The organism is Citrobacter amalonaticus (assembly GCF_018323885.1).
In the GTDB taxonomy this organism is placed as follows: Bacteria; Pseudomonadota; Gammaproteobacteria; order Enterobacterales; family Enterobacteriaceae; genus Citrobacter_A; species Citrobacter_A amalonaticus.
In genome coordinates, this window is sequence record NZ_AP024585.1 from 430,603 (window position 1) to 443,293 (window position 12,691).

A 12,691-nucleotide genomic window follows, 5' to 3' on the forward strand; every position below is an offset into this window, starting at 1 on the left:
ACTGCAGCCTTTAATGTGAAGTCCTCTGCATACATGCAGTACATCAATGTATTACTGTAGCATCCTGACTGTTTTAGCATAGCTTTAGCCGTGTGTCTCCTGGTGTCTCGCTTCAGCATGACGGAGGTCGCCTTCCGTTGCGAGAATTGTTATGTACGCGTAATCTGTCAGGAAAATTGACGCACTGGAGTTAAAAAATATGCAAGCGCGTGTTAAATGGGTTGAGGGGTTAACCTTCCTTGGTGAGTCGGCTTCCGGACACCAGATTTTGATGGACGGTAACTCTGGTGATAAAGCGCCGAGCCCGATGGAAATGGTGTTGATGGCAGCGGGCGGTTGCAGCGCTATTGACGTGGTTTCTATCCTGCAAAAAGGCCGTCAGGATGTGACGAACTGCGAAGTGAAACTGACGTCAGAACGTCGCGAAGAGGCGCCACGCCTGTTCACCCACATCAATCTGCACTTTATTGTCACCGGTAACGATCTGAAAGATGCCGCCGTTTCGCGTGCGGTCGACCTGTCAGCGGAGAAGTACTGCTCTGTGGCGCTGATGCTGGGAAAAGCGGTCAACATTACCCATTCGTATGAAGTGATTGCGGCGTAATTTTTCCTGTCGCCGGATGGCGGCTAGCGCCTGGTCCGGCCTACAGATCCCTGATTTGTAGGCCCGATAAGCGTAGCGCCATCGCGCACTTCCCATCGTTTATTCGATCTTCTTGCCTTCCATCAGTCGCTGCACCAGCGGCAACATGATGAGTTCCATTGCCAGCCCCATTTTGCCGCCGGGTACCACCAATGTATTGATGTGGGAAATGAATGACCCCTGCAGCATCGCCAGCAACCAGGGGAAATCGATTCCTTCCAGATTACGGAAATGAATCACGACAAAGCTCTCATCCAGTGACGGAATGCCTTTGGCCGCGAATGGGTTCGAGGTGTCGACGGTGGGAACGCGCTGGAAGTTAATGTGGGTGCGGGAGAACTGCGGCGTGATGTAGTTGATATAGTCGTCCATCGAACGCACTACCGAATCCATCACCGCCTCACGAGAATGGCCTCGTTCGCTGGTGTCGCGGATAAGCTTCTGGATCCACTCCAGGTTAACGATGGGGACCACGCCGACCAGGAGATCAACATGTCTTGCGACCTCATGCTGGGGCGTGACGACGCCGCCGTGCAGGCCTTCATAGAACAATACGTCGGTGGGTTCTGGCAGGGGTTGCCACGGGGTAAACGTCCCCGGTACCTGATTCCATGGCACGGCTTCATCATAGGTATGCAGATATTTACGCGACTGGCCTTTGCCCGTCTGACCGTACTCAATAAACGTCTGCTCCAGTAGACCGAAGTCATTGGCGTCGGGCCCAAAATAGCTGATGTGGCGTCCGGCGTCGCGTGCTTTGCGGATCGCCATATCCATTTCCGGACGGGTATAGCGGTGAAAACTGTCGCCTTCCACCTCGGCTGCGCGCAGGTTGAGCTGCGCAAAAATTTTACGGAACGCGAGGCTGGTGGTGGTGGTCCCCGCGCCGCTGGATCCTGTTACCGCAATCACCGGATGTTTGGCAGACATGTTAACTCCATCAATAAATTGATTTTTTATTATAGTCGGCCGATAGCGTGCGGGTTATTCGCGAAATTGCTTGCGCGGCATGATATTGACGGTTTCGTGCAACTCAGACCACACCAGCACCGCTTCGCCACACTGTAACTGGCGTTTGACGTCGGCGACTTTTTGTTCAAGGGTACGTTCATGTTCACCATAATCGGTACCTTCGCGCAACACAAAGCTTTCGATCAGATTGTCCAGCGTCTCGGGGGAAAGGTCCTGCCAGGGGATTTGCATGATTAGGCCTCCAGATACGGTGTCAGCCAGTCAGGGATGCGCGATTCCAGCCACATTTCTGGCCGACGTAGCGTCCCGCCAATAAATCCAACGTGCCCGCCATGTTCGGTTAACTGATATTCCACCTGCGGCGGTAAATCTTCTGCTTTGGGGATCACATGATGATCCATAAACGGGTCGTCTTTCGCGTGAATGATCAGCGTCGGAATGGCGATGTCGCTGAGCAAGGGCATGGCACTGCACTGACGATAGTAGTCGATAGCATCGGCGAAGCCGTGAATTTTGGCAGTGATCAGATCGTCAAACTCACGGATCCGGCGCAGGGACTTCAACTGCGCCAGGCTCACCGGCAGCGAGCCTGGATAAGCCGCCAGCTTGCGCGATGCGTTAGCTTTCAGCAGGTTGAGCAGATAGCGCTGATAAATACGGGAAAAGCCTTTATCCATATGATAGCTGCAGGCTTCCAGTACAAAGGGAGCCGAGACAATGACCGCCGCATCAAGCGGGATGTTTTTCCCTTCTTTAGCCAGCAGGCATGCCAACATATTTCCGCCGAGCGAATAGCCTACGGCGGCCGTCGGCGCGTGGCCAAATTCCCGCTGCAACCAGCCTAAGAACCAGGTTCCGTCTTCGGTTTCACCGGAGTGATAAATACGGTTCAGGCGATTCGGTTCGCCGCTGCAACCGCGAAAGTGCATCACCACGCCAAGCCAGCCACGATTCTTTGCCGCTTCAATCAGGCCATGTGCGTACGGACTGTTCAGGCTGCCTTCCAGACCATGAAAGACCACCAGGCGCGGCTTGTGCTTCGCCTGATGCGGATCTTCACTCCATGCCAGATCGACAAAGTCGCCGTCGGGCAATTCCAGACGCTGCCAGTGGGCGTCGAAATTCACCTTTCGGCGGATCAAACGCGGCAACATGGTCTGTAGATGGCAGTTACTGATACCGCGCATCGGGCGAAATTCGTCACTGCTACCATTTGGCATCTCTGGGTCGTGAAGGATTACGTGTGTCATCACCGTTACTCGCTCAGCATCTGCTCAAGCTGTTCCTGGGCGTCCAGCCAGGCCAGTTCGCACGCTTCCAGCCCGGCTTTGGCGCTGGCCTGCTGTTGCAGACATTCCGTCAGCTCGGCTTTGCGGCTCTGGTCGTAAAGTTCGCTGTCACCCAGCTTCTCTTCTGCCTGCGCCAGCTGTGCGTTCAGCTTCTCCATCTCTTTTTCCAGACGGGCGATCTCTTTACGCAGCGGCTGGGTTTGCGTCCGCAGTTCAGCTTCCCGACGCTTCTGATCTTTACGCGCTTGCGCGCTGTTGATGTTCTCTTTTGGCGTCTCGTCGGACTGGCTTTCCTGCTTCTGCACATCGCTCAGCCACTGCTGATAATCTTCCAGATCGCCATCGAACGGCTCGACCTTGCGGTCATGCACCAGATACAGGTCGTCGGTTGTGGAGCGCAGCAAATGGCGGTCGTGCGATACGACCACCAGCGCGCCTTCAAATTCAATCAGCGCTTCAGTTAATGCCTGGCGCATGTCGAGATCAAGGTGGTTAGTCGGTTCATCGAGCAGCAGCAGGTTCGGACGCTGCCAGACGATCAGCGCCAGCACCAGTCGCGCTTTTTCACCGCCGGAGAAACGACGCGTCTCTTCGCTGACTTTATCGCCCTGGAAGCCGAAGCCGCCCAGGTAATCGCGTAGTTTCTGTTCCAGTTCTTGTGGCGCCAGCCGCACCAGATGCTGCAACGGCGACTCATCCGCGCGCAAATACTCAAGTTGATGCTGGGCAAAATACCCGAGCTTAATGCCTTTCGCCAGGCCAATTTCACCGTTCACCGGCGCGAGTTCACCCGCCAACAGTTTGATGAGCGTGGATTTACCCGCACCGTTACGTCCCAGCAAACCAATACGCGATCCTGGCACCAGGTTCAATTTGATTGAATCCAGGATGATGCGTTCGCCGTAACCGGCGCTCACTTTCTCCATCTTCAAGAGCGGATTCGGCAGGCTTTCCGGCGCGCGGAAGCTGAAATGGAACGGGTTATCGACATGCGCCGGGGCAATCAGCTCCATGCGTTCCAGCATCTTAATACGGCTCTGTGCCTGTTTTGCTTTTGTGGCTTTGGCGCGGAAGCGATCGATATAGCTTTGCAGATGCGCCACGCGCTCCTGCTGGCTTTCATACATCGCCTGTTGCTGGGCCAGACGTGTGGCGCGCTGAATCTCAAACGCGCTGTAGTTGCCGGTGTACTCGAACATCGTTTGCTGTTCGATATGAATGATTTTATCCACTACCGGATCGAGGAAATCACGGTCGTGAGAGATCAGAATCAGAGTGCCCTGATAGCTCTTTAGCCATTTTTCCAGCCAGATAACCGCATCCAGATCGAGGTGGTTGGTTGGTTCATCGAGCAGGAGGAGATCGGAGCGACAAATCAGCGCCTGAGCCAGGTTGAGACGCATACGCCAGCCGCCGGAAAAGTCGCTGACTGGACGTTCCAGTTGTTCATTAGAGAAACCGAGACCATGCAACAGGCTGGCTGCGCGGGAGCGTACGGTCCAGGCGTCGATGGCATCCAGCTTGCCGTGGACGGTGGCAATGGCGTGTCCGTCGTTACGTTCGTTAGCGTCATGCAACTGGGCTTCCAGTTGACGATATTCGCGGTCACCGTCAATAACATATTCCAGCGCGGGCTGGGGCAGGGCTGGTGTTTCCTGATTCACCCACGCCAGCTGCCAGCTACCGGGAAAGGTAAAACCGCCGGCATCTGCGCTGATTTCATTTTTCAGCAATGCCAGCAGGGTAGATTTCCCGCAGCCGTTCTTACCCACCAGGCCCACTTTCTGGCCCGGATTGATGGTGGCAGTGGCATTGTCCAGTAAGACGCGCACGCCGCGACGAATTTGTAACGAGGAGAAAACAATCATAAGGCGCCGTATGTTCAGACTATGTTAATTTATCATTATGATAATGTAAGGTGTGGGCCATTTTCCGCACCGGGCCGCAATGGTAGCCCAAAACGACGACGATACACAAAAACAGAAATAAACCGGGAGGGGGATGATGTCTCAGCCAGCAAAGGTCTTGCTGCTGTATGCCCATCCGGAATCTCAGGACTCGGTGGCTAACCGGGTACTGCTTAAGCCGGCCACGCAGCTCAGCAACGTTACGGTGCACGATCTCTACGCGCACTATCCTGATTTTTTTATCGATATCCCGCATGAGCAGGCGCTACTGCGTGAGCATGACGTGATCGTGTTTCAGCATCCGCTGTACACCTATAGCTGTCCGGCGTTGCTGAAAGAGTGGCTGGACCGCGTATTGAGCCGTGGCTTTGCCAGCGGCCCCGGGGGAAATCAGTTAGCGGGAAAGTACTGGCGGAGCGTGATAACAACCGGGGAACCGGAGAGCGCCTATCGCTATGACGCGCTGAATCGCTATCCGATAAGCGATGTACTACGGCCATTCGAACTGACGGCAGGGATGTGCCGGATGCACTGGTTGAGTCCCATTATTATCTACTGGGCCAGACGACAAAGCGCGCAGGAGCTGGAAAGCCATGCAAAAGCGTATGGCGACTGGCTTGCTCATCCCGTTCCTGTGGGAGGCCGCTGATGGAAGGTTCCGATTTAATGCTGGCAGGAGTGCTGTTTCTCTTCGCGGCGGTGGCTGCGGTGCCTTTGGCATCGCGGCTGGGGATTGGCGCGGTATTGGGCTATTTGCTTGCGGGGATTGCTATTGGTCCGTGGGGGCTGGGGTTCATCAGCGACGTAGATGAGATTCTCCACTTCTCTGAACTCGGCGTCGTGTTTCTGATGTTTATTATTGGGCTGGAGCTGAACCCGTCGAAGCTCTGGCAGCTTCGGCGTTCTATCTTTGGCGTGGGTGCGGCGCAGGTTCTGCTGAGTGCGGCGCTGTTGGCCGGACTGCTAATGTTGACCGATTTCTCGTGGCCTGCGGCGGTCGTCGGCGGGATAGGCCTGGCAATGTCTTCCACTGCGATGGCACTACAACTGATGCGCGAAAAAGGGATGAATCGCAGCGAATCCGGGCAGTTGGGCTTTTCGGTTTTGCTGTTCCAGGATCTGGCGGTGATCCCGGCGCTCGCGCTAGTACCGCTGTTAGCCGGTTCGGCCGATGAAGACTTTGACTGGATGAAGATCGGTATGAAGGTGCTGGCGTTTGCTGGCATGCTGATTGGTGGACGCTATCTGCTGCGTCCGGTGTTCCGGTTTATTGCCGCCTCCGGCGTGCGTGAAGTGTTTACCGCCGCCACGCTGCTGCTGGTGCTGGGATCGGCATTGTTTATGGATGCGCTGGGGCTGTCGATGGCACTCGGCACGTTTATCGCCGGGGTGCTGTTAGCGGAAAGCGAATATCGGCATGAGCTGGAAACCGCGATCGATCCGTTTAAAGGACTGCTGCTGGGTCTCTTCTTTATTTCTGTCGGGATGTCACTCAATCTGGGCGTGCTGTATACCCATCTGCTGTGGGTTGTGGCAAGCGTGGTGGTGCTGGTGGCGGTCAAAACGTTGGTGCTTTATCTGCTGGCGCGACTGTACGGCCTGCGCAGTTCTGAAAGAATGCAGTTTGCGGGCGTGTTGAGCCAGGGCGGAGAGTTCGCTTTTGTGCTGTTCTCAACCGCGTCGTCGCAGCGGTTGTTTCAGGGCGATCAGATGGCGCTTTTGCTGGTGACCGTCACGTTGTCGATGATGACCACGCCGATGCTGATGAAGCTTATCGATAAATGGCTATCCCGCCAGCTTAACGGCCCGGATGAAGAAGATGAAATGCCGTGGGTTGAGGATGATAAGCCGCAGGTCATCGTAGTGGGCTTTGGTCGTTTTGGTCAGGTTATCGGCCGTTTGCTGATGGCGAATAAAATGCGCATTACCGTGCTGGAGCGGGACATCAGCGCGGTGAACCTGATGCGTAAATATGGCTATAAGGTCTATTACGGTGATGCGACGCAGGTGGATCTGCTACGTTCCGCGGGCGCAGAGGCGGCGGAATCTATCGTCATTACCTGTAATGAACCGGAAGATACGATGAAGCTGGTGGCGATCTGTCAGCAGCATTTCCCGCATTTGCATATTCTTGCGCGAGCGCGCGGACGTGTTGAAGCGCATGAGTTATTACAGGCAGGGGTATCACAGTTTTCCCGTGAGACCTTTTCCAGTGCGCTGGAACTGGGACGCAAAACGCTGGTGTCGTTGGGGATGCATCCCCATCAGGCGCAGCGGGCGCAACTGCATTTCCGCCGGCTGGATATGCGGATGCTGAGGGAGCTCATCCCAATGCATGCTGATACGGTACAAATCTCTCGCGCCAGAGAAGCCAGACGCGAGCTGGAGGAGATTTTCCAGCGCGAGATGCAACAAGAACGACGCCAACTGGATGGCTGGGATGAATTCGAATAGAGGATAAGTATGGCAATCCGTAAACGTTTTATTGCAGGGGCGAAATGCCCTTCCTGCCAGGCGCAGGATTCTCTGGCGATGTGGCGCGAGAATAATATCGATATTGTTGAATGCGTTAAGTGCGGACATCAGATGCGGGAAGCGGATAAAGAAGTCCGCGATCACGTTCGCAAAGAAGAGCAAGTGATTGGGATCTTTCATCCAGACTAGCGATATGGCCCGAGATTTTTTAAGCTAAAGGGTACACAGGTGCAGATTTCCGCTACAATCTGCGCCAGCAATTTTCCCACGCTCAGGAGATATCATGAAAGTAGCAAAAGACCTGGTGGTCAGCCTGGCCTATCAGGTACGTACAGAAGACGGTGTGTTGGTTGATGAGTCTCCGGTGAGTGCGCCGCTGGACTACCTGCATGGTCACGGTTCCCTGATCTCTGGCCTGGAAACAGCGCTGGAAGGTCACGATGTTGGCGACAAATTCGATGTTGCGGTAGGCGCGAACGACGCTTACGGTCAGTATGATGAAAACCTGGTGCAGCGCGTTCCAAAAGACGTCTTCATGGGCGTTGATGAGCTGCAGGTTGGCATGCGTTTCCTGGCGGAAACTGACCAGGGGCCGGTACCGGTAGAAATTACCGAAGTGGAAGACGACCACGTTGTGGTTGACGGCAACCACATGCTGGCGGGTCAGAATCTGAAATTCAACGTTGAAGTTGTGGCGATCCGCGAAGCAACCGAAGAAGAACTGGCTCACGGCCACGTTCACGGTGCGCACGGTCACGACCATGACCACGATCACGACGGCTGCTGCGGCGGTCACGGCCATGATCACGGTCACGAGCACGGCGGCGAAGGCTGCTGCGGTGGCGGCGGTAAAGGCAACGGCGGCTGCGGTTGCCACTAATACCCGTCGTCTTTCAAACCACCGCAGCGTTGGCTGCGCTTTCGAACCCCGGTCACATAGTTTTCTATGCTCCCGGGGCTTGCTCAAGCTTGCCGCCTTGCGGTGACTCGAAATCCTTTGGGTATTTATGAGACCGTCCGATAAGTGTTGGTGCCATCGGATACAAGAAAGCGGGTTTAACCCGCTTTTTTTTACGTCTCAATAATGAGGCGGTGGCGTCTCTTCGGCCTGGGAGGCGATGTGGGAAGGCTGGCTCGCTTTGAGCTTTTCCGTCAGCAGTCGCAGATGATCGCGCAATTTGGCCATTTCCATCTCGTGAGCGGTTACCGTTACGTTGAGCTCTTCAATGGTGATTTCCTGAAAAGCCAGCCGACTTTCCAGCTCGGCCAGCCGGGTTTCCATCGTTGTGTCCTGCATGATTCACCTCATCGATTGTCTCTGGTCGCGGCGGATTCTACTTAACTTTGTCTGAATACACAGCCCTGATTCAGTCTTGTCGAAACTAATTTAAACAAAAAGAGTCTCAAAAGTAGCGAGAATCAGGCATGTCCGTATGTTGATTTGTTCAACAACGCTTTATAGTACGCTTCTCATAGTAAAGTTAACCATGGGGTGAGATGCCCCGGCCCTGGAGATATGGATGAAATCACTGTTTAAAGTCACTTTGCTGGCGACCACGATGGCCGTTGCTCTGCACGCCCCGATCACCTTCGCAGCGGACGCCGCAAAACCGGCCGCCGCCGCTGCTGACAGCAAAGCTGCGTTCAAAAATGACGACCAGAAATCGGCTTACGCACTGGGTGCATCGCTGGGTCGCTATATGGAAAACTCCCTGAAAGAACAGGAAAAACTGGGCATCAAACTGGACAAAGACCAGCTGATCGCCGGTGTGCAGGATGCGTTTGCTAATAAGAGCAAACTGTCTGACCAGGAAATCGAGCAGACTCTGCAGGCTTTTGAAGCACGCGTGAAAGCTTCCGCCCAGGCGAAGATGGAAAAAGACGCAGCTGACAACGAAGCCAAAGGTAAAGAGTTCCGCACCAAGTTTGCGAAAGAGAAAGATGTGAAGACCTCTTCGACTGGCCTGCTCTACAAAGTTGAGAAAGCCGGTACAGGCGAAGCGCCGAAAGACAGCGACACGGTGGTGGTGAACTACAAAGGTACGCTGATCGACGGTAAAGAGTTTGATAACTCCTACACCCGTGGCGAACCGCTCTCTTTCCGTCTGGACGGTGTGATCCCTGGCTGGACTGAAGGTCTGAAGAACATTAAGAAAGGTGGGAAGATTAAGATGGTCATCCCACCGGAACTGGCTTACGGTAAAACCGGCGTTCCGGGGATCCCGGCTAACTCCACGCTGGTATTCGACGTAGAACTGTTGGATATCAAGCCAGCACCGAAGGCGGATGCCAAGCCAGAAGCAGCAGCTGAAGCTGATGCAAAAGCAGCAGATGCCGCTAAAAAATAAAAACTGAGAACCGCCGCCGAACAGAGCGGCGGTTTTTTTTGTGCAGGCCGGATATAATTAATAGTGGAAAGTGGAACCACCACTGTATTAATTTAATCATCCACAAAATTAATGAGCCTGCCCTGAAAACATAACGACAGGCTCCTGAAAAGGAGTGTTTTTTTTCATGTCCAGGTCGCTTTTAACCAACGAAACCAGTGAGCTTGATTTACTGGATCAACGTCCTTTCGATCAAACCGACTTTGATATTCTGAAATCCTACGAAGCGGTGGTGGACGGGTTAGCGATGCTCATTGGTTCCCACTGTGAAATCGTTTTGCACTCTTTGCAGGATTTGAAATGTTCCGCCATTCGCATTGCCAACGGCGAACATACGGGACGAAAAATCGGTTCGCCGATTACTGACCTTGCGTTACGGATGCTGCACGATATGACCGGTGCAGATAGCAGCGTCTCCAAATGCTACTTTACCCGTGCGAAAAGCGGCGTTCTGATGAAGTCAGTGACGATTGCCATTCGCAATCGCGAGCATCGTGTGATTGGTCTGCTGTGCATCAACATGAACCTTGATGTCCCGTTTTCGCAGATCATGAATACCTTTATTCCCCCGGAGACCCCGGAAGTGGGATCGTCTGTTAACTTCGCCTCTTCCGTGGAAGATCTGGTGACGCAGACGCTGGAGTTCACCATTGAAGAGGTGAACGCCGATCGTAATGTCTCCAATAATGCCAAGAACCGCCAGATCGTCCTGAATCTGTATGAGAAGGGTATCTTCGATATTAAGGATGCCATCAATCAGGTCGCCGATCGTCTGAACATCTCCAAGCACACCGTGTACCTCTATATTCGCCAGTTCAAGAGCGGCGACTTTCAGGGGCAAGATAAGTAATGCGTTTTGCCATTTTGGTTACCGGTCCGGCGTATGGTACCCAGCAGGCGAGCAGCGCATTGCAGTTTGCTCAGGCTTTGCTTGAAGAAGGCCATACGTTAAGCAGCGTCTTTTTCTATCGGGAAGGGGTGTATAACGCCAACCAGTTGACCTCTCCGGCCAGTGATGAATTTGATCTGGTCCGGGCATGGCAACAGATGAATACACAGCATGGCGTTGAGCTGAACATTTGTGTGGCGGCGGCGCTGCGCCGCGGTGTGGTAGATGAAACTGAAGCGGGCCGACTGGGACTGGCGTCCGCCAATCTGCAGCCGGGTTTTACCCTCAGCGGACTGGGCGCGTTGGCACAAGCCTCATTGACCTGCGATCGCGTGGTACAGTTTTGATGAAACGTATTGCCTTTGTCTTTTCCACCGTGCCGCACGGTAGTGCTTCTGGCCGTGAAGGGCTGGACGCGTTGTTGGCGACGTCGGCGTTAACAGAAGAGATCGGCGTCTTCTTTATAGGTGATGGCGTCTTTCAGATCCTGCAGGAACAAAAGCCGGATGTGATTCTGGCCCGCAACTATATTGCGACCTTCAAACTGCTGGGATTGTACGATATCGAACAGTGCTGGTTATGCGCCGCCTCGCTGCGCGAGCGTGGACTCGAAGAAGGGGCCAGTTTTGTCGTTGAGACGACGCCGCTGGAACCAGACGCGCTGCGTCGTGAACTGGGCAACTACGATGTCATCCTGAGATTCTGAGGTTTTCATGCTGCATACTTTACACCGCTCCGCGTGGCACTCTGATTTCTCTGCAATCCTGCGCCTGCTTGCAGAAGGGGATGAACTTTTGTTGCTCCAGGATGGCGTTACCGCCGCAGTCGAAGGCTGTCGCTTCCTTGAAAGCCTGCAAAACACCCCCATAACGGTATATGCACTGAAAGAAGACATTGACGCTCGGGGTTTGGGTGGTCAAATTTCAGACAGTGTCGTCAGGGTTGACTATACTGACTTCGTCAGACTTACGGTTAAGCACGCCAGCCAGATGGCCTGGTGATTGTGTGATCGTTGTATATTTCTTGACACCTTTTCGACACCGCCCTAAAATTCGGCGTCCTCATATTGTATGAGGTCGTTTTATTACGTGTTTACGAAGCAAAAGCTAAAACCAGGAGCTATTTAATGGCAACAGTTAACCAGCTGGTACGCAAACCACGCGCTCGCAAAGTTGCAAAAAGCAACGTGCCTGCGCTGGAAGCATGCCCGCAAAAACGTGGTGTATGTACTCGTGTATATACTACCACTCCTAAAAAACCGAACTCCGCACTGCGTAAAGTATGCCGTGTTCGTCTGACTAACGGTTTCGAAGTGACTTCCTACATCGGTGGTGAAGGTCACAACCTGCAGGAGCACTCCGTGATCCTGATCCGTGGCGGTCGTGTTAAAGACCTCCCGGGTGTTCGTTACCACACCGTACGCGGTGCGCTTGACTGCTCCGGCGTTAAAGACCGTAAGCAAGCTCGCTCCAAGTATGGCGTGAAGCGTCCTAAGGCTTAATGGTTCTCCGTTAAGTAAGGCCAAACGTTTTAACTTAAATGTCAAACTAAACTCGTAGAGTTTTGGACAATCCTGAATTAACAACGGAGTATTTCCATGCCACGTCGTCGCGTCATTGGTCAGCGTAAAATTCTGCCGGATCCGAAGTTCGGATCAGAACTGCTGGCTAAATTTGTAAATATCCTGATGGTAGATGGTAAAAAATCTACTGCCGAAACAATCGTATACAGCGCGCTGGAGACCCTGGCTCAGCGTTCTGGTAAATCTGAACTGGAAGCTTTCGAAGTAGCTCTCGAAAACGTGCGCCCGACTGTCGAAGTTAAGTCTCGCCGCGTTGGTGGTTCTACTTATCAGGTACCAGTTGAAGTTCGTCCGGTTCGTCGTAATGCCCTGGCAATGCGTTGGATCGTTGAAGCTGCTCGTAAACGCGGTGATAAATCCATGGCTCTGCGCCTGGCGAACGAACTTTCCGATGCTGCAGAAAACAAAGGTACTGCAGTTAAGAAACGTGAAGACGTTCACCGTATGGCCGAAGCCAACAAGGCGTTCGCACACTACCGTTGGTAATCCCTTCGGAGTTTTAGTCACCAGGCGGGCGCTTCCAGTAAGCAGCCCGCTTTGGGCTACT

General features: G+C 53.8%; 17 protein-coding genes. 12 read left to right on the plus strand and 5 right to left on the minus strand.

Features of this window, described 5'->3' with window-relative positions; all coding sequences use genetic code 11:
* Positions 1 to 199: 199 nt before the first annotated feature.
* Positions 200 to 604: an OsmC family protein gene (locus KI228_RS02010; protein WP_042998393.1), complete on the plus strand. Its 405-nt coding sequence runs from the start codon at positions 200 to 202 to the stop codon at positions 602 to 604.
* Between the two features lie 99 nt (positions 605 to 703).
* On the opposite strand, the gene KI228_RS02015 is transcribed toward KI228_RS02010, so the two are convergent.
* The 4 genes from KI228_RS02015 to KI228_RS02030 are packed head-to-tail and all read right to left on the minus strand — an operon-like array spanning position 704 to position 4,772.
* Complete coding sequence (locus KI228_RS02015) at positions 704 to 1,573, minus strand: phosphoribulokinase (protein ID WP_042998392.1); 870 nt, start codon at positions 1,571 to 1,573, stop codon at positions 704 to 706.
* Between the two features lie 54 nt (positions 1,574 to 1,627).
* Positions 1,628 to 1,846 carry a YheU family protein gene (locus KI228_RS02020; RefSeq protein WP_042998391.1) on the minus strand — a complete coding sequence of 73 codons (219 nt, stop codon included), beginning with the start codon at positions 1,844 to 1,846 and terminating at the stop codon, positions 1,628 to 1,630.
* A gap of 2 nt (positions 1,847 to 1,848) precedes the next feature.
* Positions 1,849 to 2,865: a hydrolase gene (locus tag KI228_RS02025; protein WP_080721655.1), complete on the minus strand. Its 1,017-nt coding sequence runs from the start codon at positions 2,863 to 2,865 to the stop codon at positions 1,849 to 1,851.
* A gap of 5 nt (positions 2,866 to 2,870) precedes the next feature.
* Positions 2,871 to 4,772, minus strand: a complete 1,902-nt coding sequence (locus KI228_RS02030) for an ABC transporter ATP-binding protein (protein ID WP_058587485.1) — start codon at positions 4,770 to 4,772, stop codon at positions 2,871 to 2,873.
* Positions 4,773 to 4,908: 136 nt separating this feature from the next.
* Here KI228_RS02030 and kefG point away from each other — a divergent pair, with 136 nt between their 5' ends.
* From kefG to slyD, 4 genes are all read left to right on the plus strand, one after another.
* Positions 4,909 to 5,460, plus strand: a complete 552-nt coding sequence (gene kefG, locus KI228_RS02035) for a glutathione-regulated potassium-efflux system ancillary protein KefG (RefSeq protein WP_061070632.1) — start codon at positions 4,909 to 4,911, stop codon at positions 5,458 to 5,460.
* A complete protein-coding gene (gene kefB, locus KI228_RS02040) occupies positions 5,460 to 7,265 on the plus strand; it encodes a glutathione-regulated potassium-efflux system protein KefB (protein WP_044263783.1) in 1,806 nt (601 codons plus the stop codon). The genes kefG and kefB overlap by 1 nt, the downstream gene beginning before the upstream one ends.
* A 9-nt stretch (positions 7,266 to 7,274) precedes the next feature.
* Positions 7,275 to 7,475, plus strand: coding sequence for a YheV family putative zinc ribbon protein (locus KI228_RS02045; RefSeq protein WP_042998388.1), 201 nt, complete (start codon positions 7,275 to 7,277; stop codon positions 7,473 to 7,475).
* A 94-nt stretch (positions 7,476 to 7,569) separates the two neighbouring features.
* Positions 7,570 to 8,166 (plus strand): peptidylprolyl isomerase, encoded by a 597-nt coding sequence (gene slyD, locus KI228_RS02050; protein WP_042322804.1) that lies wholly within the window; start codon positions 7,570 to 7,572, stop codon positions 8,164 to 8,166.
* Positions 8,167 to 8,364: 198 nt separating this feature from the next.
* Here slyD and KI228_RS02055 read toward each other — a convergent pair whose 3' ends face one another.
* Complete coding sequence (locus KI228_RS02055; protein WP_042998387.1) at positions 8,365 to 8,583, minus strand: protein SlyX; 219 nt, start codon at positions 8,581 to 8,583, stop codon at positions 8,365 to 8,367.
* Between the two features lie 223 nt (positions 8,584 to 8,806).
* Between KI228_RS02055 and fkpA the strand changes: the two genes are divergently transcribed.
* The 7 genes from fkpA to rpsG all read left to right on the plus strand — a co-directional run bounded on the left by fkpA (position 8,807) and on the right by rpsG (position 12,630).
* The gene (gene fkpA / locus KI228_RS02060) at positions 8,807 to 9,634 is read left to right on the plus strand and encodes an FKBP-type peptidyl-prolyl cis-trans isomerase (RefSeq protein WP_044263781.1); all 828 of its coding nucleotides are present in this window, start codon (positions 8,807 to 8,809) and stop codon (positions 9,632 to 9,634) included.
* 166 nt (positions 9,635 to 9,800) lie between these two features.
* Positions 9,801 to 10,523, plus strand: a complete 723-nt coding sequence (locus tag KI228_RS02065; protein WP_042286247.1) for a helix-turn-helix transcriptional regulator — start codon at positions 9,801 to 9,803, stop codon at positions 10,521 to 10,523.
* Complete coding sequence (tusD, locus tag KI228_RS02070; protein WP_054176464.1) at positions 10,523 to 10,909, plus strand: sulfurtransferase complex subunit TusD; 387 nt, start codon at positions 10,523 to 10,525, stop codon at positions 10,907 to 10,909. The genes KI228_RS02065 and tusD overlap by 1 nt, the downstream gene beginning before the upstream one ends.
* Complete coding sequence (gene tusC, locus KI228_RS02075; RefSeq protein ID WP_042998384.1) at positions 10,909 to 11,268, plus strand: sulfurtransferase complex subunit TusC; 360 nt, start codon at positions 10,909 to 10,911, stop codon at positions 11,266 to 11,268. Before tusD ends, tusC begins: the two co-directional genes overlap by 1 nt.
* 7 nt (positions 11,269 to 11,275) lie before the next feature.
* Entirely contained in the window at positions 11,276 to 11,563 is a 288-nt protein-coding gene (gene tusB / locus KI228_RS02080; protein WP_042998383.1) for a sulfurtransferase complex subunit TusB, read from the plus strand.
* Positions 11,564 to 11,688: 125 nt separating this feature from the next.
* Positions 11,689 to 12,063 carry a 30S ribosomal protein S12 gene (rpsL, locus tag KI228_RS02085; protein WP_000246815.1) on the plus strand — a complete coding sequence of 125 codons (375 nt, stop codon included), beginning with the start codon at positions 11,689 to 11,691 and terminating at the stop codon, positions 12,061 to 12,063.
* Between the two features lie 96 nt (positions 12,064 to 12,159).
* Positions 12,160 to 12,630, plus strand: a complete 471-nt coding sequence (rpsG, locus tag KI228_RS02090) for a 30S ribosomal protein S7 (protein ID WP_042998382.1) — start codon at positions 12,160 to 12,162, stop codon at positions 12,628 to 12,630.
* The last annotated feature ends 61 nt before the right edge of the window (positions 12,631 to 12,691 follow it).

Coding starts and splice junctions, on each gene's coding strand:
- KI228_RS02055 (WP_042998387.1), bottom strand. CDS start 8,583: ATGCAGGACACAACGATGGAAACCCGGCTGGCCGAGCTGGAAAGTCGG.
- KI228_RS02020 (WP_042998391.1), bottom strand. CDS start 1,846: ATGCAAATCCCCTGGCAGGACCTTTCCCCCGAGACGCTGGACAATCTG.
- kefG (WP_061070632.1), top strand. CDS start 4,909: ATGTCTCAGCCAGCAAAGGTCTTGCTGCTGTATGCCCATCCGGAATCT.
- KI228_RS02045 (WP_042998388.1), top strand. CDS start 7,275: ATGGCAATCCGTAAACGTTTTATTGCAGGGGCGAAATGCCCTTCCTGC.
- fkpA (WP_044263781.1), top strand. CDS start 8,807: ATGAAATCACTGTTTAAAGTCACTTTGCTGGCGACCACGATGGCCGTT.
- tusC (WP_042998384.1), top strand. CDS start 10,909: ATGAAACGTATTGCCTTTGTCTTTTCCACCGTGCCGCACGGTAGTGCT.
- KI228_RS02010 (WP_042998393.1), top strand. CDS start 200: ATGCAAGCGCGTGTTAAATGGGTTGAGGGGTTAACCTTCCTTGGTGAG.
- tusB (WP_042998383.1), top strand. CDS start 11,276: ATGCTGCATACTTTACACCGCTCCGCGTGGCACTCTGATTTCTCTGCA.
- rpsG (WP_042998382.1), top strand. CDS start 12,160: ATGCCACGTCGTCGCGTCATTGGTCAGCGTAAAATTCTGCCGGATCCG.
- KI228_RS02030 (WP_058587485.1), bottom strand. CDS start 4,772: ATGATTGTTTTCTCCTCGTTACAAATTCGTCGCGGCGTGCGCGTCTTA.
- KI228_RS02015 (WP_042998392.1), bottom strand. CDS start 1,573: ATGTCTGCCAAACATCCGGTGATTGCGGTAACAGGATCCAGCGGCGCG.
- KI228_RS02025 (WP_080721655.1), bottom strand. CDS start 2,865: ATGACACACGTAATCCTTCACGACCCAGAGATGCCAAATGGTAGCAGT.
- kefB (WP_044263783.1), top strand. CDS start 5,460: ATGGAAGGTTCCGATTTAATGCTGGCAGGAGTGCTGTTTCTCTTCGCG.
- KI228_RS02065 (WP_042286247.1), top strand. CDS start 9,801: ATGTCCAGGTCGCTTTTAACCAACGAAACCAGTGAGCTTGATTTACTG.
- tusD (WP_054176464.1), top strand. CDS start 10,523: ATGCGTTTTGCCATTTTGGTTACCGGTCCGGCGTATGGTACCCAGCAG.
- slyD (WP_042322804.1), top strand. CDS start 7,570: ATGAAAGTAGCAAAAGACCTGGTGGTCAGCCTGGCCTATCAGGTACGT.
- rpsL (WP_000246815.1), top strand. CDS start 11,689: ATGGCAACAGTTAACCAGCTGGTACGCAAACCACGCGCTCGCAAAGTT.